Genomic DNA, 22,510 nt, shown 5'->3' with positions numbered 1-22,510 from the left:
TACCCGACGTGATACCGATGGCCCCGTTTCGATCGAGTTTTCGACGCGGAGTTTGACCCGATTCTGACCCACCGTGACGCCGGGAGAGTGCCCATGAATGCCCAGCAGCCAACCATCATCTACACCCTGACCGACGAGGCTCCGTTGCTTGCGACGTACGCCTTCCTGCCCGTGATACGCGCCTTTGCCGACGCAGCCGGCATCGACGTCAAGACCAGCGACATCTCCGTGGCCGCGCGCATCCTTGCGGAGTTCGGCGACTACCTCACCGAAGAGCAGCGCGTGCCGGACAACTTGGCCGCCCTCGGCAAGCTGACGCAGTTGCCGGAGACCAACATCATCAAGCTGCCGAACATCAGCGCCTCGGTGCCGCAGCTGCTGGCCGCCATCAAGGAACTGCAAGCCAAGGGCTACGCCGTGCCGGACTACCCCGGCGAACCGAAGACCGACGAGGAGCGCAAGCTCAAGGAGCGCTACGGCACCTGCTTGGGCAGCGCGGTGAATCCCGTGCTCCGCGAAGGCAACTCGGACCGGCGCGCACCCAAGGCGGTCAAGGAATACGCCAGGAAGCACCCGCACAGCATGAGCCCGTGGTCGCAGGCGTCGCGCACCCACGTGGCGACCATGAACCACGGCGACTTCTACCACGGCGAGAAGTCGCTGACGCTGGACAAGGCCCGCAACGTCCGGATGGAGCTGATCACCAAGAGCGGCGAGACGATCGTGCTCAAGCCCGAGGTGAAGTTGGACGACGGCGACATCATCGACAGCATGTTCATGAGCAAGAAGGCGCTGTGCGACTTCTACGAAGAGCAGATGCAGGACGCGTACGAGACCGGCGTGATGTTCTCGCTGCACGTCAAGGCGACGATGATGAAGGTCAGCCACCCCATCGTCTTCGGCCACGCGGTGAAGGTCTTCTACAAGGACGCGTTTGCCAAGCACCAGAAGCTGTTCGACGAGTTGGGCGTCAACGTCAACAACGGGCTCTCCGATCTGTACGCCAAGATCGAGTCGCTGCCCGCGTCGCAACACGAGGAGATCATCCGCGACCTGCACGCCTGCCACGAGCACCGGCCCGAGCTGGCGATGGTGGACTCGGCCAAGGGCATCTCGAACTTCCACTCACCAAGCGACGTCATCGTGGACGCGTCGATGCCGGCGATGATCCGCCTCGGCGGCAAGATGTGGGGCGCCGACGGACGGACCAAGGACACCAAGGCCGTCAACCCCGAGTCCACCTTCTCCCGCATCTACCAGGAGATCATCAACTTCTGTAAGACGCACGGCCAGTTCGATCCGACAACGATGGGCACCGTCCCCAACGTGGGCCTGATGGCGCAGCAAGCCGAGGAGTACGGCAGCCACGACAAGACATTCGAGATTCCCGAGGACGGCGTCGCCAACATCGTCGACAACGACACCGACGAGGTGCTGCTGACGCAGAACGTAGAAGAGGGCGACATCTGGCGCATGCCGGTCGTCAAGGACGCCCCGATCCGCGACTGGGTGAAGCTGGCCGTCACCAGGGCCCGCGACTCCGGTATGCCGGTGGTGTTCTGGCTCGACGTATGGCGTCCGCACGAGAACGAATTGCGGACGAAGGTCAACACGTACCTCGAGGACCACGACACCGAGGGTCTCGACATCTCGATCAGGTCGCAGGAACGGGCCATGCGGCACACCATCGAGCGCGCCATGCGCGGGCAGGACACCATCGCCGCGACCGGAAACATCCTGCGCGACTACCTGACTGACCTGTTCCCGATCCTGGAGCTGGGCACCAGCGCCAAGATGCTGTCCATCGTGCCGCTGATGGCAGGCGGCGGGTTGTACGAGACCGGTGCCGGTGGCTCGGCGCCCAAGCACGTCAGCCAGCTGGTTGAGGAGAACCACTTGCGCTGGGACTCGCTCGGCGAATTCCTCGCGTTGGCCGTCAGCCTGGAGGATCTCGGCAAGAAGACCGACAACCCGCGGGCCAAGCTACTCGCCAAGACGCTCGATGCGGCGACGGGAAAGCTGTTGGACAACAACAAGAACCCGTCGCGCAAGACCGGTGAGATCGACAACCGGGGCAGCCAGTTCTACCTGGCCATGTACTGGGCGCTGGAGCTCGCCGCGCAGACCGAGGACAAGGAGCTGGCCGAACACTTCGCTCCGCTGGCCAAGTCGCTTGCCGAGAATGAAGACACGATCGTGGCCGAACTCAACGAGGTGCAGGGCGATTCCGTCGACATCGGTGGTTACTACTACCCGGACGCGGAGAAGATCACGGCGGTGATGCGGCCGAGCAAGACGTTCAACGAGGCGCTGGAGGCCGCTCGAGCCTAGAGGGAGGACAAGCCCGCATGTCCAAGATCAAGGTCGAGGGAACGGTCGTCGAACTCGACGGCGACGAGATGACTCGCATCATCTGGAAGCTGATCAAGGAGACGTTGATCCTCCCGCACCTCGACGTCGACCTGGATTACTACGACCTCGGCATCGAGTACCGCGACGAGACCGACGATCAGGTCACCGTCGACGCGGCGAACGCCATCAAGAAGCACCACGTGGGGGTCAAGTGCGCCACCATCACGCCCGACGAGGCCCGCGTGAAGGAGTTCGGCCTCAAGCAGATGTGGCTGTCGCCCAACGGAACGATCCGTAACATTCTGGGCGGCACCATCTTCCGCGCGCCGATCGTGATCAAGAACGTGCCGCGATTGGTGCCCGGCTGGACCAAGCCGATCATCATCGGCAGGCACGCCTTCGGCGACCAGTACCGCGCCTTCAACACCAAGGTCGACAGGCCCGGCACGTTCACGGTGACGTTCACCCCGGATGACGGCAGCGAACCGATGGTGCACGACGTCGTCCAGATCCCCGATGGCGGCGGCGTCATCATGGGCATGTACAACTTCAAGAAGTCCATCCAGGACTTCGCCCGATCGTCGTTCAAGTATGGGCTGCAACAGAATTACCCCGTCTACCTGTCCACGAAGAACACCATCCTCAAGGGTTACGACGGCATGTTCAAGGACGAGTTCCAGCGCATCTTCGACGAGGAGTTCAAGGCCGAGTTCGACGCCAAGGGCCTGACCTACGAGCACCGGCTGATCGACGACATGGTCGCCTCTTGCCTGAAATGGGAGGGCGGCTACGTCTGGGCCTGCAAGAACTACGACGGCGACGTCCAATCCGACACCGTCGCACAGGGTTACGGCTCACTGGGGCTGATGACCTCGGTGCTTATGACACCGGACGGTCAGACGGTCGAGGCGGAGGCCGCACACGGCACCGTGACCCGGCACTACCGCCAGCACCAGGCGGGCAAGGCGACGTCGACGAATCCGATCGCGTCGATCTTCGCCTGGACCCGCGGGCTGGAGCACCGCGGCAAGCTCGACAACACCCCCGAGGTGATCGAGTTCGCCGAGACGCTGGAGGAAGTCGTGATCGGGACCGTCGAGGGCGGCCACATGACCAAGGACCTCGCCATCCTGATCGGGCCCGAACAGGGCTGGGAGACCAGCGAGGAGTATCTCGCCACGATCGCCGACCACCTCAAGACGGCGCTGCGCTAACTCAGCCTGCGGGTGACGCCAGCCGCCCCGGTTCGGTGTTTTGATCGACGAACTCGGCGATCAGCTCGGTCACCCGGCCCGGCGCCTCCAGCATCGGGATGTGACCGACTCCGTCGAGTCGGATCACTTCCGAGCCAGGGGCCAGGTTCGTGGTGAAGTACCGGTTGCCTCGCGGCGACGGGAACACCCGGTCCTTCTCGCAGAGCACCAGCTGGGTAGGCGCCGACGCGTTGGCCAGTTCGGCGAGCCCCGGCAGCAGCAGAGTCCTGACCAGCAGCTGGAAGTAGGCCGGGCAGTGCGTCGCGTCATCCATCAGGGCGAGCAGGTCGGGTTGGCTAGGCCCGTCGGCGGGCCCGCTGATCGGCAGCGTCGCCAGGCGGCGCGCGAACGGCAGGTCGAGGATCCGTGGGCCGAGAAGGCGCGCGAGTAGCAGCGCAGGGCCGCCGAGGAGGAACTTGCCGACCGTCTCGAACTTCGTCGGCGAGTAGCGGGTCCAGCCGCCTGCCGGCGCGATCGCGGTCAGGCTGCGGGCCCGCCCGCGGCGCTCCAGCTCGAACGCCGCCCATCCGCCAAGCGAGTTGCCGACCACGTGAGCGGTCTGCCAGCCGAGCTCGTCCATCTGGCGTTCCACGTGGTCGACGAGCGTGTTGATGTCCAGCAGCCAGGTGCCCGACCGGGGACCGCCGTGGTGGCCGGCCATGGTCGGGGCGAACACCTCGAAGCGGCCGGTGTCGGCAAGCTGGTCGGCGACGGTCCGCCATACGTTCTGCGAGCACAGGAACGGATGGAGCAGGACGATCGGTTCTCCCGAGCCTTCGTGGATCGGATCGCGTTCAGGCATGCGGCCGACACTAAGGTGATACCGCCGGTACCGCAAGAATGGGCTTGGTCAGACGTAGGTCTTGTCGGTGGGAGGAGACATGCTTCCGTGCGGCGTCATCAAATGTTGACGGCGCAGAGCGGAGGTACTTCCCATGGAGGAGACCGAACCGTGGTGGGTTTCCGATCCCACGATCGCCGCGCTACGTCGCAAGGCGCTGGAAGAGATCGAGCAAGCGCAGCCGCGGCCGCCCGTGCCCGATGGGCCCGACCCCGTCTTCGTCGAGATCGCCAGTGGGGCGTGTGGTCGTGAACTCGCCGACGCCCGTGACGACCTCGACCGCGCCCGACAGCGTTACGCAGAGGCGATCCGGGCCGGTCGCGTCGCCGGATATTCCTGGGCCGAGATCGGCTGTCTGCTCGGCGTCTCGAAGCAGTCGCTGCACCGCCGCTTTGGCGCCCTCGGCTAGGGTCGCCCGGTGATCGTCAGCACCATCAACGTGAACGGAATCCGCGCCGCAGTCAGGCAGCGATCCACCGACAATCTCGGCCTTCTGGCCTGGCTGAAGGAGACGACGGCCGACGTCGTATGCCTGCAGGAGACCCGGGCCGACGACGAGCAACTGGCCGACGCGCTGACACCCGCGCTCGCCGACGGCTGGCACCTGGCGTCGGCCGATCCGCACATCAAGGGCCGCAACGGCGTCGCCGTGCTGAGCAGACACCCGATCACCCGGACGCTGATCGGGCCCGAGGCCGACGAATTCGCCTCGCACGGACGCTATCTCGAGGTGGACACGGGCGATCTCACCGTCGCCAGCGTGTACTTCCCTACCGGCGAGGCCGACACCGACCGGCAGCTGGAGAAGGAACGCTTCATGGCGGCCATCGCGAGCCGGATGGCCGTCCTGAACTCGTCGGGGAAACGCGGCGCGGTGGTGTGCGGCGACTGGAACATCGGCCACACCGAGTCCGACATCAAGGCGTGGAAGGCCAACCAGAAGAAGTCGGGCTTCCTGCCGAGCGAGCGTCGGTGGCTGACCGACCTGCTGGCCACCGGATGGGTGGACGTGGTCCGCGTCCTTCATCCTGGCGTGGCAGGCCCGTACAGCTGGTGGTCGTGGCGGGGCAAGGCGTTCGACAACGATGCCGGATGGCGGATCGACTACCAGCTCGCCAGTGCTGCGCTGGCCCCGCGCCTGCTCGCCGCCTATGTCGAGCGGCCCGAGGCCTACGCATTGCGCTGGTCCGACCACGCGCCCGTGACCGTCGAATATGGAGTTGGCCCGGCGTGAAAGTATTGAAGTCATCATGAGCACCAACGCCACAGCGGCGCCGCGAAGAGTCGTCTTCTCGGGCGCGCAACCCACCTCCGATTCCCTTCACCTCGGCAACGCGCTGGGTGCGGTCGGTCAGTGGGTAGCCTTGCAGGACGGCTATGACGCGTACTTCTGCGTCGTCGACCTGCACGCGATCACCCTTCCGCAGGATCCGGAGCTGCTGCGCAAGCGCACCCTGGTGACCGCTGCGCAATACCTTGCGTTGGGTATCGACCCCGCCCGATCGACGGTCTTCGTGCAGAGCCACGTGCCCACGCACGCCGAATTGGCTTGGGTACTTGGCTGTTTCACCGGATTTGGGCAGGCGTCGCGGATGACGCAGTTCAAGGACAAGTCGCAGAAGGAGGGCGCGGACGCGACGACCGTCGGCCTGTTCACCTACCCGGTGCTGATGGCCGCGGACGTGCTGCTCTACGACACCGACGTGGTGCCGGTCGGCGAGGATCAGCGCCAGCATCTGGAACTCTCGCGCGACGTCGCGCAGCGGTTCAACGCGCGATTCCCCGACACGTTCGTCGTGCCTGAGCCGATGATCCAGAAGGCCACCGCCAAGATCTACGACCTGCAGGATCCGAGCGCGAAGATGAGCAAGTCGGCCGCCAGCGACGCGGGACTGATCAGCCTGCTCGACGACCCGAAGAAGACCGCCAAGAAGATCCGCTCGGCCGTCACCGACAGCGAGCGCGAGATCCGCTTCGACGCGCAGGCCAAGCCGGGCGTGTCCAACCTGCTGACCATCCAGTCCGCCGTAACCGGTACCGACGTCGACAAGTTGGTCGAGGCTTATGCCGGGCGCGGTTACGGCGACCTGAAGGCCGACACCGCCGATGCCGTGGTGGAGTTCGTCACGCCGATCAAGGCGCGGGTGGACGAGATGCTCGCCGACCCGGCCGAATTGGAGTCCGCGCTGGCGACGGGGGCGCAGCGCGCTCGTGACGTGTCTGCCACGACGTTGCAGCGGGTCTATGACCGGTTAGGGTTTCTTCCGAAACGCCCATAGCGCTCAGGAGGCTGGTGTGACCGAGCCGGCCAAACCGGGTTTCATGGACCGACTGCGAGCCAGATTCGCCTGGTTGGACCGCGTCATGCGGGCGCAGGAGCGCTATCAGGACAGCAAGGGCGACTTCTACGCAGCCGGCATCACCTACTTCACGATCTTCGCGCTGTTCCCGCTGCTGATGGTCGGTTTCGCGGCTGGCGGTTTCGTCCTGGCCAGCAGGCCGGATCTCCTCGACGGCATCGAGGCAAACATCAAGGCGAGCTTCTCCGGCGACCTTGGCCCGCAATTGATCAAGCTGATGGACTCGGCGATCGCGTCCAGGACCTCGGTCGGTGTGATCGGCCTGGCCACCGCCGCATGGGCCGGGCTTGGCTGGATGGCCAACCTGCGCGAAGCGCTGAGCGCCATGTGGGAGCAGCGCAGCGAGACCGGCAACTTCGTGATGACCAAGGTGTCGGATCTGATCGCCCTGCTGTCGACGTTCGTGGCGATGACGCTGACCATCGCGCTGACCGCCCTTGGCAACGAGTCGGTGATGACCCGGGTCTTGGGTTGGGTTGGCATACATGATGTCTCGGCCATCGGTGGACTGCTGCGGGTGGCGTCGTGGCTGTTGTCATTGGTGGTGTCGTGGCTGCTGTTCACCTGGATCATCGCCCGGTTGCCGCGTGAGTCGGTCAGCTTCCGGAGTTCGGTGCGTGCGGGGCTGCTGGCGGCCGTCGCCTTCGAGATCTTCAAACAGGTGGCGTCGATCTACCTGCAGTCGGTGATTCACGGACCGGCGGGCGCCACGTTCGGTCCGGTGCTTGGCCTGATGGTCTTCGCCTACATCACCGCGCGACTGATCCTGTTCTCGACGGCATGGGCCGCGACGTCGGCGGACAGTCTCGCCGCCGCACCGGTCGGCCCGCCAGACCCCGCGGTGATCACTCCCCGCGTGCAGGTGCACGCGGGGATCGGAGTATCCGGCGCTTTGGCCGGAATCGCGATCGGCGCCCTTGGCGCGCTGGGGGTTTCGCGCTTCTGGCGCCGTTAGTGGCCGACGACCTTCAGCCCGGTGACGCACGCGACGATGCCGAGCATCAGCAGCACCTTGACCGCTGACGTCACTTCGGCGCCGGTCAGCATCGCGTAGCCGACGGTGAGCACCGCGCCGATGCCAACCCAGACCGCGTAGCTGGTTCCTGGCGGGAGACTTCGCATTGCGAAGGCGAGCCCCGCCATCGACAACACCAGGGCGACGCCGAACGTCACCGATGGCGCGAGACGGGTGAAACCGTCGGATTTGGAAAGGGCCGTCGCCCAGATCGCTTCGAGAACACCCGAGACGACAAGGATCAACCAAGCCATGGCACACCTCCGGAGCTCCGTCTTGTCGCTGGCCGGGTACGGTGCTGCCTCGTCCGGTGCCATGTGCTGGCGTCATCCATTGTGACAACGAAGTAACATGGCGTGTCGTGCCGTTGGTCACCACGTGGTCGGAGGCGATGGGCATCGCCGTGCCGATCGTGAATGCGCCGATGGGCGGGGCCGCCGGTGGCCGGCTGGCCGCGGCGGTATCGCGCGCAGGCGGTCTCGGCATGATCGGGATGGGTAGTTCGGCGTCTGCGGACGGGTTGCGCCGCGAGCTGGCCGTTCTCGGCGACTTCGACCTGCCGTTCGGGATCGGCCTGGTGCACTGGGTGATGGAGGATGACCCCGAGCTGTTCGACGTCGCGTTGGCCGCGCGTCCCGCCCTGCTGTCGGTGAGCTTTGGCGACGACTGGAGTTGGGTGCGGCGCGCACACGATGCCGGCGTGACGGTGGTGACGCAGATCGCCGATCCGAGCGCGGCTCGGCGCGCGGTCGATGCCGGGGTGGACGTCCTGGTCGCCCGCGGGGCGGAAGGCGGCGGGCATGGGGAGCCGGCCATGGGTACGTTGCCGCTGCTGACAGAGGTCCTCGACGCGGTCGACGTTCCTGTACTGGCCGCCGGGGGCATCTCCTCGGCGAGGGGGCTGGCCGCAGTGCTGGCGGCTGGTGCGTCCGCCGGGTGGCTCGGCACGGTGTTCTCGACATGCCAGGAGGCGCTGACACCTGGGCCGGCGCGGGCCGAGCTGCTCGACGCCGCAGGCGATGCCACCGAGCTCACCCGCGAGTTCGACGTCGCCGCCGGATACCGCTGGCCGGCAGCCATTCCCGAGCGGGTACTGCGCGGCACACCGGTCAATGCCGGTCAGGGTGTCGGCGTGGTGCGCCAGTCGATGGGAGCGGCGGAGCTGGTCACGGGTCTGCGCGACGGCGCGCTGGACCTGCTGAGCCGCTGGAGCTGAAGCGGCGCCTCAGCCCAGCGGTCGGCGGTTGAGCGAGCGCGCGGCCATGATCAGAGCGAAGACCACCACTGCCCCAACGACGCCGACGCCCACCCTGACCGGCGTCGCGTCGGCGGGAGGCAGTTCGGCGGCGACGTTCTGGGCGGCTGCGGGGTCGGTTGCCGGATCGACCTTCGTCACCCGAAGAGAGGGGTCTGGCTCGATCAACGCGCCGACCTTGGTACCCGGCGCGGTCGCGAAGCCGTAGTCGAGCAGGTGTGCGGCCTGCTCCCACGGGGCGATCGGCAGGCGGGTGCCGTGCAGCATGATCACGACCAGTCGGCGCCCGTCGTGGTTGGCCGCGCCGACGAAGGTCTGGCCTGCGTCATCGGTGTAGCCGGTCTTTCCACCCATGGCGCCGGGGTAGTTGTAGAGCAGCTGGTTGTCGTTCTCGAGTTCGTAGCCGGGGTTGTTCTCCTCGCCGGCGTTGCCGGGATGCCCTGGGAAGTCGTACTTCTGGGTGGCGACGATGTCGGCGAAGACGGCGTTCTGCCAGGCGTAGCGGTAGAACAGTCCGAGGTCGTAGGCCGAGGTGCTCATGCCGGGGCCGTCAAGGCCCGACGGCGTGGCCGCCCGGGTGTCGCGGCCGCCGAGCTTGCCGGCCAGATCGTTGATCTTGCCCGTCGCGGCGTCCATGCCGCCGAGTTGGGCCGCCAAGGCGTGCGCGGCGTCGTTGCCCGAGTGCATGAGCAGGCCGTGGAGCAGGTCGTCGACGGTGTACACGCCACCCTCGTCGACGCCAACCCTGGTGCCCTCGGCATTGGAATCGTCAACGGTGCCGATCACCTGCTTGTGGATCGGCAGGTCCTTGATCGCCTGCATGGCCACCAGGACCTTGATGATGCTGGCCGGTCGGTGCCTACCGTGCGGGTCCTTGGCGGCGATGACCTCGCCGGTGTCGAGGTCGGCGACGAGCCACGCCTCGGCGGACACGTCGCCGGGCAGCGGGGGCGTGCCTGGCGCGGTGACGGTGCCACAGCTGGACAGGGCATCGCCGCCGAGCGGGGTGGCCGGTACCGGTAGCGGGGCAGGCGGATCACCCGCGGTCGGGACCTCCGACGAGTCGACGGCCGGGGGCGTCGTGACGCGGTACGGGCAGGCGTCGTCGGCGTGTGCGACGGGTGTGCTGACCAGGGCGGGTGCGGTCAGCAGTGCGGCTGCCGCGAGCAGGCACGCTGCCCGGCGCGGGGCGGATCCGAAGGTAGCCATCGTGTCTGCAGGGTAGGAGATCGAGCCCCTGTTTTCTGGTAGCCACGCTGTTACTGGAGTGACTATTGCTACGGATGAGGTCGCGGCATCGCCAGCGTCTCGACCAACCGTGCGACCAATCGGCTTCGGAGCCGCCTTGGCCTGTGCCGAAACCATCACTGCCGCTACGGCCGACCCCACGACAGCCGTCGTCGTCCTTGCAATGGTTCTGAATTTGAGATGCATCGGAACCCCCCGATGGTGGATGAGGCGAAGGGAATCTGAATTATGTTGCTGGGCTTGAGAGTTGGGCGACGATCGCGGCGGCATCCAGCCAGACGTTCTCCCGGCCGATAAGGCCGTCGCGGGTTTCGAGGATGTGCAGCAAGCGGAAGGTGATGTGACGGCCTTGCCCGGGCAGGCCAAGGAAGTCGTTGACGATCTTGCCTTCGAACAACGACTCGTCGACGAGGAAGTCGGCGCCGTAGTAGCGGCGCAGCGGGGTCAGGGTTTCGTCGGCGAAGGTGTCGAAGAGCGCGAGGTACCGCTTCTTGATGGCGTCCGCATCGGTCAGGACTCCGTCGGGGTCTCCGACGACGTCGTGCTCCACGTCGTCGGCGAGCGTGGCCATCACCGCGTCAATGTCCTTTGCGGCTTCGGCTGCGCCATGGCGGTCGAACAGCGCATCGAATTCTTCGGGTGTCACTTCAGCTCCTTCTGATTGGCACGCCCGGCCGAGTGGGTCCTGGCGAAACCGACCTTAATGAGAAGTAATTCTCATGACAAGTTGAATGTCTCATTACGAGAGGCTGATATCGTGGGGCGATGGCTGACGCACCGGACCGTGTCTCCCTGACCGACGGTCGGATCAAGCAGAAGCAGCGCACCAGGGCGGCGCTACTCGATGCCGCGGCCGACCTCGTGCGTAGCGGGGTGTCGCCGTCGATCGGCCAGATTGCCGAGGCGGCGAACATCTCTCCTGCCACCGCCTACCGGTACTTTCCCAACACGCATTCGCTGTGGGCCGACGTCGCGGTCCGCAGGGTCTCGGCCGACGAGCTCACCGCCGACCTGCCCGACGACGTCGTAGAGCGGGTCGAGATCGTCATCCGTCGGATCGCTCGCCTCCAGTTCGCCGATGAGGCGCTCTGGCGGGAATCCGTGCGCGCCGTACAAGAGCGATGGTTCGCCCAGCAGGAACTGGAGGCCGGCGAACGCGTGCCGGTGCGCGGCACCACCCGCCGCGACGCGCTGGTGATCGTGCTGCAGCCACTGCAGTCGACCCTCGACGCGGCTGCGCTCTTGCGTTTGATGCGGGCCTTGATGTTCCTCTGCGGAAGTGAAGCCCTGATCGTGGCGCGTGATGCCCTCGATCTCGACGAGACCGCGGCCGTGGAGGTCATGTGCTGGTCGGCTCGCGCGATCGTCAAGACGGCGATCGAAGAGTCGGGCCGGTAACCGTTACGGCTCGAAGTAGGCGACGGCGGGGAACTCGATCGTCGACATCCACACTCGGCCAGCCGATTCGACGACACCGGTAACGCCGCCGAAGTCGGGATGCGTCGTCCGGATGCCGCCGACCGCGGCGCCGTTGTCCGCGTCGAAGCCCACCACCCAGATCTCGGGTTTGACCTTCGGCTGCAGTTGCGCCGGGAGTCGCCAGATCAGCTTTCGAATCCACGGCGCCCGCGGCATCAGGCCCTCGGCGGTGGGGTTGGCCGGTGTCACCAACGCGACCCAGATCCGGCCGTCGGACCCCGTCGAGATGTTGTCGGGCATGCCGGGCAGGTGCACCGCGAGCGGCGTCACGGTTCCGGCCGCCGGGCCCGCCAGCCAGTACTTGGACAGACTGCGTTTCATCGTCTCGGCGAACACCAGCGCAGAGCCGTCGGCGGTCACCGTCACCCCGTTGGCGAAGTACAACCCGTCGACGAGCGTGGTGACGGTGCCATCGGTCGCGAGGCGGAACAAGCTTCCGGTGCCGCGCGCCTCGAGGATCGGTGCGAGGAAGTGTTCGAAGTGGAAGTCGCTCGTCGACTCGGTGAAATAGATTGTGCCGTCGGATGTTTCGGTGACGTTGGAGCAGAACTTCAACTTCCGGCCATTGACGGACTCGACGAGGGTCGTCAGCTCGCCGCTGTCGGGGCTCAGTGCCAGCAGCCCGCGGTAGCTGTCGCAGATGAGTACCCGACCGTCGCGGGCGACGTGCATGCCGAGCGGGCGGCCACCGGTGTCGGCGACGACGGTGGGCTCGCCGCCGTCCGGTGACATCCGCACGATGCGGCCGTCGACAAGACCGGTCCAGAGCCGACCGTCGGCATCGACGACGATGTCCTCGGGGCCGTCGCCGGGCAGTGCGACGACCGTGACCGATCCACCGGGCTGGTCGGGGATCGGGTCAACGGGCGGCGGCTGCCAACGGACGGGATGGATCGGCGGCTTGCTCTTCGGTGGCACGCCGCCGACCATAACGCCGTGGCTACATGCGTCGGCTGGCTTCGCTCAACACACCGCGCAGGATGTCGTAGATCGCGTCGAATTCCTTCTGACCACTGATCAGCGGCGGCGCCAGCTGGACGACTGGGTCGCCACGGTCGTCGGCCCTGCAGTACAACCCTGCCTCGAACAGTGCGGGAGTGAGGTAGCCGCGCAGGAGCCGCTCGCATTCCTCGTCGTTGAAGGTCTCCTTGGTCGCCTTGTCCTTGACCAGTTCGATGCCGTAGAAGAAGCCTTCGCCGCGCACGTCGCCGACGATTGGCAGGTCGTACAGCTTCTCCAGGGTGGCCCTGAACACGGGTGCCATCTCCTTGACGTGAGCGTTGATGCCCTCGCGCTCGAAGATGTCGAGGTTGGCCAACGCGACCGCCGACGACACCGGGTGCCCGCCGAAGGTGTAGCCGTGCCCGAAGACGGTCTTGCCGTCGTTGAACGGCTCGAACAGCCGATCGCTGGCGATCATCGCGCCGATGGGCGAGTAGCCCGACGTCAAACCCTTCGCGCACGTGATGATGTCCGGCACGTAGCCGAAGTCGTCGCACGCGAACATGGAACCGATCCGGCCGTAGGCGCAGATCACTTCGTCGGAGACCAGCAGCACGTCGTACTCGTCGCAGATCTCGCGGACCCGCTCGAAGTACCCGGGCGGCGGCGGGAAGCAGCCGCCGGCGTTCTGTACCGGCTCGAGGAAGACCGCGGCCACGGTGTCGGGACCCTCGAACTCGATGGCCTCGGCGATCCGGTCGGCGCAGTAGCGGCCCCACGCCTTGGGGTCGGTGCTGTACTGCTCGGGAGCCCGGTAGAAGTTGGTGTTGGGCACCCGGAAACCGCCAGGGGTCGGCGGATCGAACGGCGCCTTGAAATCGGGGATGCCGGTGATGGCAAGCGCACCCTGCGGCGTGCCGTGGTAGGCGATGGACCGCGAGATCACCTTGTACTTGCCCGGCTTGCCGGTCAGCTTGAAGTATTGCTTGGCGAGCTTCCACGCGCTCTCGACGGCTTCGCCGCCGCCGGTGGTGAAGAAGACCCGGTTCAGGTCACCAGGCGCATATCCGGCGATGCGCTCGGCCAGCTCGATGGCGGGCGGTGTGCCGAAGCTCCACAGCGGGAAGAAGGCAAGGGTCTCAGCCTGTTTGGCGGCTGCCTCGGCCAACTCGGCGCGACCGTGGCCGACCTGCACGACGAAGAGTCCGGACAGGCCGTCGATGAACTTGTTGCCGTCGCTGTCCCAGATGTGCACGCCCTCGCCGCGGGTGATGATGGCCGGGTTGATGTTGTCGCCATGCCGGGCGAAGTGCCCCCACAGGTGGCGCTTGGCCTTGGCTGCCAGGTCGGTCGTTGTCGTCTGCGCTACGTCTACTGCTGTCATCTCGTACCCCAATTGTATTGCTGTTTGACAAGTTTCAGGTAAACCAAGGTTTCGGTGGATATCACCCCTGGGACGGCGCGGATCTTGGTGTTGAGGAGGTCGAGTAGGTCACCGTCGTCCTCGCAGACGACCTCGACGATGGCGTCGAAGGACCCCGCGGTGAGCACCACGTAGTCGACGGATTCGATGGCGGCAAGCTTCTCCGCCACGATGGTCGTGTCGCCGGTGCACCGGATGCCGATCATGGCCTGGCGCGCGAAGCCCAGCTGCATCGGATCGGTGACGGCAACGATCTGCATGACGCCCGCGTCGACCATGCGCTGGACGCGCTGGCGCACGGCAGCCTCGGACAGGCCGACGGCCTTTCCGATTCCCGCGTAGGACCGCCGCCCGTCCTGCTGCAACTTCTCGACGATCGCCTTGGAGAGCTCATCGAGTTGGAACGCGGCACCAGGGCGCGAGTGGTTGATTCGCAACGACACGGCTTGAATGCCGGGCGTTGCGTCCGGCTTGACCATGCCCACGATTGTGCACGGAATCCGTCGAATCAGGCAACTATCTCGATGAAATCGCGCGTCTGCGACCACCGGTACGGCAGTAATGCGCAGCCAGGGTTCGGCCGGGTCCGCTACCGTTTGGGCCATGACCAAAGCGAGCAGCTGGATCAACGGCGGCGCAGTGGCCACCGCCGGCCACGATTTCAAGATCGTCAACCCGGCGAACGGCGGTGTCGTCGCGGAGTACGCCCTTGCGACCACGGCCGACGTCGACGCAGCCGTTGCGGCGGCGCGCACGGCATTGCCGGGATGGGCCACCGCAACGCCGGCAGACCGGTCGGCTGTGCTGGCCAAGCTGGCCAAACTGGCGGGCGAACATGCCGACGAACTGGTGGCCGAGGAGGTCAGCCAGACCGGCAAGCCGGTACGACTGGCCACAGATTTCGACGTCCCCGGCAGCATCGACAACATCGACTTCTTCGCAGGCGCGGCCCGCCACTTGGAGGGCAAGGCGACCGCCGAGTACTCCGCCGATCACACTTCGAGCATCCGGCGCGAGGCGATCGGCGTCGTCGCGACCATCACGCCGTGGAACTACCCCCTGCAGATGGCGGTCTGGAAGGTGTTGCCCGCGTTGGCCGCAGGCTGCTCGGTGGTGATCAAGCCTGCCGAGGTCACGCCGCTGACCACGCTGACCCTGGCCCGCCTGGCCAGCGAGGCCGGTCTGCCCGACGGCGTGTTCAACGTCGTCACCGGCGCGGGAGCCGACGTCGGCACGGCACTGGCCGGGCACCGCGACGTCGACCTGGTGACGTTCACCGGCTCCACCGCGGTGGGTCGCAAGGTGATGACCGCGGCGGCCGCGCACGGCCACCGCACCCAGCTCGAACTCGGCGGAAAGGCGCCGTTCGTGGTGTTCGACGACGCCGATCTCGACGCCGCGATCCAGGGCGCCGTCGCGGCGTCGCTGATCAACTCTGGGCAGGACTGCACCGCGGCCACCAGGGCGATCGTCGCGCGTGACCTGTACGACGACTTCGTGGCAGGCGTCGCCGAGGTGATGAGCGGCATCGTCGTCGGCGACCCGCACGACCCAGACACCGATCTCGGCCCGCTGATCACCACCGCGCACCGCGACAAGGTCGCGGCCATCGTGGCCCGCGCGCCCGGCGAGGGCGGTCGCGTCGTCACCGGCGGCACCATCCCCGACCTGCCCGGATCGTTCTACCGGCCCACCCTGATCGCCGACGTCGACGAGCGCTCGGAGGCCTACCGCAGTGAGATCTTCGGGCCCGTACTGGTGGCCCGCGCGTTCACCGACGACGACGATGCGCTGCGTCAGGCCAACGACACCGAGTACGGGCTGGCGGCCTCGGCATGGACCCGCGACGTCTACCGGGCGCAGCGCGCGTCGCGCGAGATCAAGGCCGGCTGCGTGTGGATCAACGACCACATCCCGATCATCAGCGAGATGCCGCACGGCGGCGTCGGCGCCTCGGGCTTCGGCAAGGACATGAGCGACTATTCGTTCGAGGAATACCAGACCATCAAGCACGTAATGAGCGACATCACCGCCGCCGCGGACAAGGATTGGCACCGGATCATCTTCAGCAAGCGGTGACCCGGAGGAGCCGATGTGATCGTTCGCGACATCACCGACGACGACTGGCCGGGCGTGGCGCTGCTGACCGCCACCAGCTTCGGCTCGTTTTGGCGACCCGAGACCATCACGGCCTGGCGGACGTTGATGCCACCGCGCAGTTCGGTGGTGGTCAGCGACGGTGACGACGTGGTCGCGATGGCGCACTCCCTCGACTTGTTGCTCACCGTGCCCGGGGGAGCGGTCGTGCCCTGCGCCGGGGTGACCTGGGTGGGGGTCGCGCCGACGCACCGTCGGCGAGGTCTGCTGCGCGCGATGTACGTCGAGTTGCACCAGCGGCTCGCCGACGCCGGTTACCCGTTCGCGGCACTGACCGCCAGTGAGGGTGGCATCTATGGGCGCTTCGGCTACGGCCCGGCGACGGTCGAAACGGAGCTGACTCTGGATCGCCGCTTCGCCCAGTTCCATCCCGACGCCCCCGACCCCGGTGGGGTACGCGTGATCTCCGCCAGTGCACACCGCGACGAGTTCGCCGCGATCTACGACCGCTACCGGCGGGGCACGCCGGGCGGTACCGAGCGCCCATTGCCGCTGTGGGACGACCTGCTGGCCGACTGGGAGGGCTCGCGGCGCGGTGCCACCCAGTGGTTCGCGTTCCTGCATCCGGACGGCTATCTGCTCTACCGCGTGCACGGGCGGCATCCCAAAACCGTTCGCGTCGAGGAGTTCAACGCGGTGACGCCAGATGCGCACGTGGCGTTGTGGCGTGCGCTGCTCGGGCTCGATCTGGTCGAGACCATCGTCGCGCTCAGTCACCCCGCCGACCCGCTGCCGTACCTGCTGACCGACTCGCGTCTGGTCCGCACCACCGCATCGGAAGACGGCCTGTGGCTGCGCATCATGGACGTGGCCGCTGCCCTCGAAGCGCGCACGTACCAGGCGGATCTCGACACCGTGGTCGAGATCGGCGACGAGTTCCGTTCCGACGGAGGACGATTCGCGTTGCAGATCCGCGACGGCCGGGCCCGTTGCGCCCGCACGGACGCGCAGCCGGAGTTCACGATGGATCTCGACGTGCTTGGCAGCGTGTATCTCGGTGCACACTCTGTCGCGACCCTGGCCGCGGCGAACCGCATCCGGGGCGGTGATCCGGAGTCGCTGGCGCGACTGGACGCCGCGTTCCGAAGCGACGTTCCCGCGCAGCTCGGTTTTCATTTCTAATGTCACGGCCACTTCTAACGTCGCCGCGTCCCAGGGGGCCGTGGATGGCGATGACAGAATCGAGCCGTGAAGTACGGACGTGACTGGCGACCCCCTGTCGTCGACTGGTCGTCGACGCGGGGTCGTATCCTGCTTGCGGCGTCGGCGTTGTTCGCCCAGCGCGGTTACTTCGGCACCTCGACCCGTGACATCGCCGATGACGTGCAGATCAGGCAGCCGTCGCTGTTCCACCACTTCGAGGCCAAACACGAGATCTTCCGGACGTTGGTCGAACTGGATCTCGGACCGTCGATCGACCGGATGAGCCGCCGCATCGAGGAGGACTCGACGTGGGCCGAGAAACTTCATCTAGCGATCGCGTGTGACGTGCGCGAGGCGTTGGTTCAGCCCTTCGATGCGCGCGGCCTCTACCAGGATGCGGTGCTCGGATTGGCGGAGTTCGCCGATGAGCGCGAGGGCATCGCGCTGTTCCACCAGCAGGTCGAGCACGTCATCTCCAGTGGCGGGGACGCGGGCGAGTTCGTCGACTTCGAGCCGAGCTTCATGCAGCGAGCCGTGAACGGCGTGCTGTTCGAGACGCTTCGTGAGCAGGGCGGCCCCAGTGGCCGGGTCCGGGAGGGTCGCCCGCTGCAGGCCGCCGACTTCGTGGTGCGGGGCCTGCTCGTCGACCAGCAGGCGCTCGAGCGGATCCGCGAGGTCACGCTGCTGCGCCTCGACGAGCTTGCGATCGCCACCCCGATTCGCTAGTCGTCACCACCTTCATCGGAACCAATTGGGGATGAACTTCGCGGAAAAGATGCCTATCGATCGATAGTCACCTATCGTTCGATAGGTCACGTCGAACCGACCTTGGAGGAACCGTGAAGAAGACCGTCCTCGCCGGCGTCATCGCGGGCGCAGCAGTGCTCGCCCTGTCCGGCTGTTCGTCGTCGGGGGAGTCGACGCCCGCGCCCACCGGTCCCGCGAAGGTCGCCCCGCCGGCGATCCTGCAGGCAGGCACGCTCAAGATCTGCGCACCCAACGACGGCACGCCGCCGAGCGTCTACCACGACGAGACCGGCGCGCTGGTGGGCAGCGAGGTCGACCTCGGCAAGGCGCTCGCGGCGCAACTGGGTCTCAAACCCGAGTACGTCCAGTCCGCCTTCGCGGCCGTCATCCCCACGTTGCAGGCTAAGCAGTGCGACGTGATCATGGCCCAGCTCTACATCAAGCCGGAGCGCGAAAAGGTCGTCGACTTCGTGCCCTACCTGTACTCGGGCACCGGCATCGCGGTATCGAAGGAGCGCCCCGCCGACATCACCGGAATGGACGACAGCCTGTGCGGCAAGAAGGTGATGGTCGCCGTCGGGACCACAGCCGAATCGCTGTCCCAGGAGCAGTCCGACAAGTGCACGGCCGCGGGCAAGCCGTCGATCGACATCAACCGCAACAACCATGCCGACGTGTCGATCCAACAGGTGCAGAACGGGCAGGTCGATGCCTACCTCGACACCGCGGAGACGCTCGGCTACTACGCCACCAAGACCGGTGCGCAGATCCAGATGGCGGGCCAACCCTTCGGCACCATCAAGATCGGCGCAGCGACGCTGAAGGGAAACACGGAGCTGCAGAATGCGATTGCGCAGGCACTGAGCGAGCTCGAGAGCAACGGGACCTACGCGAAGATCATCGCCGAGTGGGGTCAGACCGACCTCAGCATTCAGAAGTGATCGGCGGCGGCCGCCATGCAATTCGATTGGCAATTCTTCTGGAAGGCCCTGTTCACTCCGAGTGAGCCCTTCCTCGATGGTCTGGTCCTGACCATCGTGATCTCGGTGGTGGCGATGGTGCTGGCCATAGTCGCCGGACTGGTCGTCGCGCTCATGCGGCGCTCCCGGTTCGCCGCACTGCGCTGGTCTGCGGGCGTCTACATCTGGGTGATTCGCGGGACCCCGCTGCTCGTACAACTGGTGCTCATCTACACCGGCCTTGCCGCCGTGGGCCTCTACCAGTTCCACGATGTCGGGCTGCTTGGCATGTCGCTGAAGGCCGCGGTACAAGCCGCGATCATCGGGCTGATGATCAACGAGAGCGCCTACATCGCCGAAATCATCCGTGCCGGACTGGATTCCGTGCCGAAGGGCCAGTTCGAGGCGGCGGCGGCGATCGGCATGAAACCGGGCAAGGTGATGCGGTGGATCATCATGCCGCAGGCACTGCGCGTCATGGTCCCGCCGCTTGGCAACTCCTTCAACGGCATGATGAAGACGACGTCGGTGCTGTCCGTGATCGGGGTCAGCGAGATGTTCCTGGTGACGCAGTCGATCAGCTCGTACACCTTCCACACGTTCGAGATCTTCATCGTCGCAGCGATCTACTACCTTGCGCTGACCACGATCTGGACGTTCATCCAGGCGTACATCGAGAGCCGGTTGGCGCGGCAGCTCGGCATCGAGCAGCGGATCCCGATCACCCAGCGGCTTCTCGGCGCCCGCCGCGCCGCACCGGCTCTCCAACCGCAGGGATGACGATCATGAACCTGAAGGAATCACCCATGAGTGCCACCGCGGAAACGACCGCGCCCATCGTGTCGGTACGCGACGTGTGCTGCACCCTCGGCGGCCGCAAGGTCCTCGACAACGTCTCGCTCGATGTCATGCGCGGCCAGGTGGTGGTGCTGATCGGACCGTCCGGCGCAGGCAAGACCACGCTGCTGCGGTCGCTGAACCACCTGGAACGAGTCGACAGCGGCTCGATCCTGATCGACGGCCTGCCGATCGGTCACCGCGACCTCACCGGCGGCAAGAAGGTCGGCACCACCGAACTCGCCCGACGTCGGAGCGAGATCGGCTTCGTATTCCAGCATTTCAACCTGTTCCCGCACATGACCGCCGCCGAGAACGTGTGGAACGGTCCGGTCCGGGTGCTCGGCACGCCCAAGGACGAGGCGCGCCGACATGCGTTGGCACTACTCGAGCGCGTCGGTCTCAGCGACAAGGCGGAGTCACGCCCAAGCCAGCTCTCCGGCGGGCAGCAACAACGGGTCGCCATCGCGCGAGCACTTGCCATGCGGCCCAAGGTGATGCTGTTCGACGAGCCCACCAGCGCACTGGACGTCGAGATGGTGGGCGAGGTGCTTGCGGTCATGCGCGAACTCGCCCTTGACCACATGACGATGGTCGCCGTCACCCACGAGATGCGGTTCGCGCGCGAGGTCGCCGACCGCATCGTCGTGATGGACGCCGGCCGGATCATCGAGGACGCCCCGCCCGAGCGGTTGTTCAGCAACCCGCAGCACGAGCGCACCAAGACCTTCCTGTCTACCATCGCCTGATCCGAGCAAGGAGTATTCACACCGTGCCAACCACCGCGGCGCCGAGTTCGTTCACCGGCGCGCTTGCCACACCGCACGCACTGGCCACCGAGGCCGGAGTGCGCGCCTACCGCGACGGCGGCAACGCGATCGATGCAGCGATCGCCGCCGCCGCGGTGCTCACCGCCGTGTACCCGCACAACGTCGCACTGGGCGGTGACCTCATTGCGCTCGTCAGCACGCCGGATGGAACCGTTCGGTGTGTCAACGCCTCTGGGTGGGCGGGTGCTGCGGTTGACGCGGCAGGCCTGCAGGCCAGGCACGGCAATCGGCTACCCGCACGTGGCGCGGATGCGGTGACCGTGCCAGGCGGTGTCCGCGGCTGGGAGGCGTTGCGCCGCTTCGGCGCTCGCCTCTCCTGGGAGCGCACCCTGGCGGACGCGGAGTCCACTGCAAGGGCGGGAGCGCCGGTGGCGCCGTCCCTGGCCGGCCATCTCGCCGATCCGGAGAATGCCGATCTGGTCGGCACCGAGGACTTCGACAGGGTGTTCCGTGCTGGCGGCAGGCTGCTGCGCGAGGGGGATGCCTTCGTCCAGCCTGCGCTGGCCGATACCTTCGCGACGCTCAGGCAGGACGGGCCCGACGCGTTCTACTCCGGCGAGATCGCCGAACGCACTGTGGGATATCTCCGTTCGCGCGGATCATCCTTGAGCGCCGATGATTTCGCGACGTTTCAGCCCGAGACGCCTGCGCCGATCTCGTTGGCCTTCCGCGGTCTGACGGTGCTGACCAGCCCGCCGAACACGCACGGTTTACTACTGTTGCGGGCCCTGCGCGCAATCGACGAACTCGGCATCGACGACCCGCTGGGGCGCGGGTTGGGCACGCTGATGCGGGTCTTCCACCGGGGCAATGCGTTACGCGCCGCCCACCTTGCCGACCCGCGGTACGCGGAGGTCGACGTGGCCGCGCTGGTCAACGATGGGCTCGACGAGACGGCCGAACTGGTCGGAGCGCTGGCCGAGCGGGCATCGGTGCCGCATGGTGACACGGTCGGAGTCGCCGCTGCTGACGGCGACGGCTATGCGGTGTCGTTGATCCAGAGCGTGTACGACGCCTTCGGTTCGGGACTCATCGACCCGGCCACCGGCATTCTGTTTCACAACCGCGGGACGGGTTTCTCGCTCGACGCCGCATCGCCGAACGTCATCGCGCCACGCAAGCGCCCCGCGCACACCCTGATGCCCGCAATGACGATGTACCAGGGTGCACCCCGGCACGTGCTGGCGACGATGGGCGGGCAGGGGCAACCGCAGATCCTTGCGCAAGTGCTGCTGCGCGAGGTCGACGGCGCGACGGCAGAGGCTGCGGTCAGCGCGCCGCGCGCGATCGTCGGACGCCAGGCAGACGGAGCCACGGTCGATTCGGTGACGGTGGAGGCCGACATGCCCGCGGTGGCCGTCGGGTCGATCGGCCACGCCGGCCTGGTTGCGACCCGGGTCGCCGCGCATACCGAGTCGCTCGGGCACGCCAACGTCGTCGTCGCCGGCGCCGACGGTTCGATGACGGCAGCCTCCGACCCGCGTTCGGACGGCGCCGCGGTCGTCGTGCACTGCCCGCGGATGACCACGCCCTAGGGATCGTCGAGACCGACCCAGCCCGCACCCGTCTTGGGTGCGGGCTCGTTGGCGTCCCAACCCCAAAACTCACAGGAAATGACCCCGCCGCCGGTATTGACAGTCGTCCCCGTGCGGTAGAGCATTGAGTTGCT

22 protein-coding genes and 1 riboswitch are annotated in these 22,510 nt (G+C 66.7%); of the genes, 15 read left to right on the top strand and 7 right to left on the bottom strand.

Annotated elements, in window-relative coordinates:
* The first annotated feature begins 93 nt into the window (after positions 1-93).
* Both HNP02_RS29310 and HNP02_RS29305 read left to right on the top strand, forming a co-directional pair.
* Positions 94-2,331 carry an NADP-dependent isocitrate dehydrogenase gene (locus tag HNP02_RS29310; RefSeq protein WP_184444138.1) on the top strand — a complete coding sequence of 746 codons (2,238 nt, stop codon included), beginning with the start codon at positions 94-96 and terminating at the stop codon, positions 2,329-2,331.
* 17 nt (positions 2,332-2,348) lie between these two features.
* Positions 2,349-3,566 (top strand): NADP-dependent isocitrate dehydrogenase, encoded by a 1,218-nt coding sequence (locus HNP02_RS29305; protein ID WP_184444137.1) that lies wholly within the window; start codon positions 2,349-2,351, stop codon positions 3,564-3,566.
* Between the two features lies 1 nt (position 3,567).
* Here the strand turns inward: HNP02_RS29305 and HNP02_RS29300 are convergent, their stop codons facing one another.
* Positions 3,568-4,407, bottom strand: a complete 840-nt coding sequence (locus HNP02_RS29300; RefSeq protein WP_184444136.1) for an alpha/beta fold hydrolase — start codon at positions 4,405-4,407, stop codon at positions 3,568-3,570.
* 133 nt (positions 4,408-4,540) lie between these two features.
* On the opposite strand from HNP02_RS29300, the gene HNP02_RS29295 reads away from it, so the two are divergent.
* From HNP02_RS29295 to yhjD, 4 genes are read left to right on the top strand one after another with little or no spacing between them, the layout of a single operon-like run.
* Positions 4,541-4,855 carry a hypothetical protein gene (locus tag HNP02_RS29295; RefSeq protein ID WP_255507074.1) on the top strand — a complete coding sequence of 105 codons (315 nt, stop codon included), beginning with the start codon at positions 4,541-4,543 and terminating at the stop codon, positions 4,853-4,855.
* Positions 4,856-4,864: 9 nt separating this feature from the next.
* Positions 4,865-5,680 carry an exodeoxyribonuclease III gene (locus tag HNP02_RS29290; protein WP_184444135.1) on the top strand — a complete coding sequence of 272 codons (816 nt, stop codon included), beginning with the start codon at positions 4,865-4,867 and terminating at the stop codon, positions 5,678-5,680.
* A gap of 16 nt (positions 5,681-5,696) precedes the next feature.
* Positions 5,697-6,725, top strand: coding sequence for a tryptophan--tRNA ligase (trpS, locus tag HNP02_RS29285; protein ID WP_184444134.1), 1,029 nt, complete (start codon positions 5,697-5,699; stop codon positions 6,723-6,725).
* Positions 6,726-6,741: 16 nt separating this feature from the next.
* A complete protein-coding gene (gene yhjD, locus HNP02_RS29280) occupies positions 6,742-7,761 on the top strand; it encodes an inner membrane protein YhjD (protein ID WP_184444133.1) in 1,020 nt (339 codons plus the stop codon).
* Here yhjD and HNP02_RS29275 read toward each other — a convergent pair.
* Positions 7,758-8,075 carry a multidrug efflux SMR transporter gene (locus tag HNP02_RS29275; protein ID WP_184444132.1) on the bottom strand — a complete coding sequence of 106 codons (318 nt, stop codon included), beginning with the start codon at positions 8,073-8,075 and terminating at the stop codon, positions 7,758-7,760. The two genes, yhjD and HNP02_RS29275, sit on opposite strands and share 4 nt — an antisense overlap.
* Before the next feature lie 11 nt (positions 8,076-8,086).
* A riboswitch (guanidine-III (ykkC-III) riboswitch) is annotated at positions 8,087-8,151 on the bottom strand.
* Positions 8,152-8,212: 61 nt separating this feature from the next.
* On the opposite strand from HNP02_RS29275, the gene HNP02_RS29270 reads away from it, so the two are divergent.
* Positions 8,213-9,037 (top strand): nitronate monooxygenase, encoded by an 825-nt coding sequence (locus HNP02_RS29270; RefSeq protein WP_184444221.1) that lies wholly within the window; start codon positions 8,213-8,215, stop codon positions 9,035-9,037.
* A gap of 9 nt (positions 9,038-9,046) precedes the next feature.
* On the opposite strand, the gene HNP02_RS29265 is transcribed toward HNP02_RS29270, so the two are convergent.
* Positions 9,047-10,285, bottom strand: a complete 1,239-nt coding sequence (locus HNP02_RS29265; protein ID WP_184444131.1) for a D-alanyl-D-alanine carboxypeptidase family protein — start codon at positions 10,283-10,285, stop codon at positions 9,047-9,049.
* Between the two features lie 265 nt (positions 10,286-10,550).
* On the bottom strand, positions 10,551-10,970 hold the full coding sequence (locus HNP02_RS29260; RefSeq protein ID WP_184444130.1) for an ester cyclase: 420 nt from the start codon (positions 10,968-10,970) through the stop codon (positions 10,551-10,553).
* 119 nt (positions 10,971-11,089) lie between these two features.
* On the opposite strand from HNP02_RS29260, the gene HNP02_RS29255 reads away from it, so the two are divergent.
* Positions 11,090-11,722 (top strand): TetR/AcrR family transcriptional regulator, encoded by a 633-nt coding sequence (locus HNP02_RS29255; protein WP_184444129.1) that lies wholly within the window; start codon positions 11,090-11,092, stop codon positions 11,720-11,722.
* Positions 11,723-11,725: 3 nt separating this feature from the next.
* On the opposite strand, the gene HNP02_RS29250 is transcribed toward HNP02_RS29255, so the two are convergent.
* From HNP02_RS29250 to HNP02_RS29240, 3 genes are read right to left on the bottom strand one after another with little or no spacing between them, the layout of a single operon-like run.
* Positions 11,726-12,721: an SMP-30/gluconolactonase/LRE family protein gene (locus tag HNP02_RS29250; protein WP_309241732.1), complete on the bottom strand. Its 996-nt coding sequence runs from the start codon at positions 12,719-12,721 to the stop codon at positions 11,726-11,728.
* A gap of 22 nt (positions 12,722-12,743) precedes the next feature.
* Positions 12,744-14,129, bottom strand: a complete 1,386-nt coding sequence (locus HNP02_RS29245; protein ID WP_184444127.1) for an aspartate aminotransferase family protein — start codon at positions 14,127-14,129, stop codon at positions 12,744-12,746.
* On the bottom strand, positions 14,126-14,647 hold the full coding sequence (locus HNP02_RS29240; protein ID WP_184444126.1) for an Lrp/AsnC family transcriptional regulator: 522 nt from the start codon (positions 14,645-14,647) through the stop codon (positions 14,126-14,128). The genes HNP02_RS29245 and HNP02_RS29240 overlap by 4 nt, the downstream gene beginning before the upstream one ends.
* 124 nt (positions 14,648-14,771) lie before the next feature.
* On the opposite strand from HNP02_RS29240, the gene HNP02_RS29235 reads away from it, so the two are divergent.
* The 7 genes from HNP02_RS29235 to HNP02_RS29205 all read left to right on the top strand — a co-directional run bounded on the left by HNP02_RS29235 (position 14,772) and on the right by HNP02_RS29205 (position 22,376).
* Positions 14,772-16,247: a gamma-aminobutyraldehyde dehydrogenase gene (locus HNP02_RS29235; RefSeq protein WP_375373718.1), complete on the top strand. Its 1,476-nt coding sequence runs from the start codon at positions 14,772-14,774 to the stop codon at positions 16,245-16,247.
* An 18-nt stretch (positions 16,248-16,265) separates the two neighbouring features.
* Positions 16,266-17,447, top strand: a complete 1,182-nt coding sequence (locus HNP02_RS29230; RefSeq protein ID WP_184444220.1) for an enhanced intracellular survival protein Eis — start codon at positions 16,266-16,268, stop codon at positions 17,445-17,447.
* A gap of 66 nt (positions 17,448-17,513) precedes the next feature.
* Positions 17,514-18,194, top strand: a complete 681-nt coding sequence (locus HNP02_RS29225; protein WP_184444124.1) for a TetR/AcrR family transcriptional regulator — start codon at positions 17,514-17,516, stop codon at positions 18,192-18,194.
* A gap of 113 nt (positions 18,195-18,307) precedes the next feature.
* A complete protein-coding gene (locus HNP02_RS29220) occupies positions 18,308-19,156 on the top strand; it encodes an ABC transporter substrate-binding protein (protein ID WP_184444123.1) in 849 nt (282 codons plus the stop codon).
* Positions 19,157-19,171: 15 nt separating this feature from the next.
* Positions 19,172-19,954 carry an amino acid ABC transporter permease gene (locus tag HNP02_RS29215; protein WP_184444122.1) on the top strand — a complete coding sequence of 261 codons (783 nt, stop codon included), beginning with the start codon at positions 19,172-19,174 and terminating at the stop codon, positions 19,952-19,954.
* Positions 19,955-19,980: 26 nt separating this feature from the next.
* Complete coding sequence (locus tag HNP02_RS29210; protein ID WP_184444121.1) at positions 19,981-20,760, top strand: amino acid ABC transporter ATP-binding protein; 780 nt, start codon at positions 19,981-19,983, stop codon at positions 20,758-20,760.
* Positions 20,761-20,783: 23 nt separating this feature from the next.
* Positions 20,784-22,376: a gamma-glutamyltransferase family protein gene (locus HNP02_RS29205; protein ID WP_184444120.1), complete on the top strand. Its 1,593-nt coding sequence runs from the start codon at positions 20,784-20,786 to the stop codon at positions 22,374-22,376.
* The last annotated feature ends 134 nt before the right edge of the window (positions 22,377-22,510 follow it).

The organism is Mycobacterium sp. AZCC_0083 (assembly GCF_014202335.1).
Lineage (GTDB): Bacteria > Actinomycetota > Actinomycetes > Mycobacteriales > Mycobacteriaceae > Mycobacterium.
This window is presented reverse-complemented; position numbering and strand designations above follow the sequence as displayed.

What these genes read in the sequence shown, in the direction of transcription:
- HNP02_RS29310 (WP_184444138.1), top strand. Translation starts at nt 94, where the DNA reads ATGAATGCCCAGCAGCCAACCATCATCTACACCCTGACCGACGAGGCT.
- HNP02_RS29305 (WP_184444137.1), top strand. Translation starts at nt 2,349, where the DNA reads ATGTCCAAGATCAAGGTCGAGGGAACGGTCGTCGAACTCGACGGCGAC.
- HNP02_RS29300 (WP_184444136.1), bottom strand. Translation starts at nt 4,407, where the DNA reads ATGCCTGAACGCGATCCGATCCACGAAGGCTCGGGAGAACCGATCGTC.
- HNP02_RS29295 (WP_255507074.1), top strand. Translation starts at nt 4,541, where the DNA reads ATGGAGGAGACCGAACCGTGGTGGGTTTCCGATCCCACGATCGCCGCG.
- trpS (WP_184444134.1), top strand. Translation starts at nt 5,697, where the DNA reads ATGAGCACCAACGCCACAGCGGCGCCGCGAAGAGTCGTCTTCTCGGGC.
- HNP02_RS29275 (WP_184444132.1), bottom strand. Translation starts at nt 8,075, where the DNA reads ATGGCTTGGTTGATCCTTGTCGTCTCGGGTGTTCTCGAAGCGATCTGG.
- HNP02_RS29270 (WP_184444221.1), top strand. Translation starts at nt 8,213, where the DNA reads ATGGGCATCGCCGTGCCGATCGTGAATGCGCCGATGGGCGGGGCCGCC.
- HNP02_RS29265 (WP_184444131.1), bottom strand. Translation starts at nt 10,285, where the DNA reads ATGGCTACCTTCGGATCCGCCCCGCGCCGGGCAGCGTGCCTGCTCGCG.
- HNP02_RS29255 (WP_184444129.1), top strand. Translation starts at nt 11,090, where the DNA reads ATGGCTGACGCACCGGACCGTGTCTCCCTGACCGACGGTCGGATCAAG.
- HNP02_RS29245 (WP_184444127.1), bottom strand. Translation starts at nt 14,129, where the DNA reads ATGACAGCAGTAGACGTAGCGCAGACGACAACGACCGACCTGGCAGCC.
- HNP02_RS29240 (WP_184444126.1), bottom strand. Translation starts at nt 14,647, where the DNA reads ATGGTCAAGCCGGACGCAACGCCCGGCATTCAAGCCGTGTCGTTGCGA.
- HNP02_RS29235 (WP_375373718.1), top strand. Translation starts at nt 14,772, where the DNA reads ATGACCAAAGCGAGCAGCTGGATCAACGGCGGCGCAGTGGCCACCGCC.
- HNP02_RS29215 (WP_184444122.1), top strand. Translation starts at nt 19,172, where the DNA reads ATGCAATTCGATTGGCAATTCTTCTGGAAGGCCCTGTTCACTCCGAGT.
- HNP02_RS29210 (WP_184444121.1), top strand. Translation starts at nt 19,981, where the DNA reads ATGAGTGCCACCGCGGAAACGACCGCGCCCATCGTGTCGGTACGCGAC.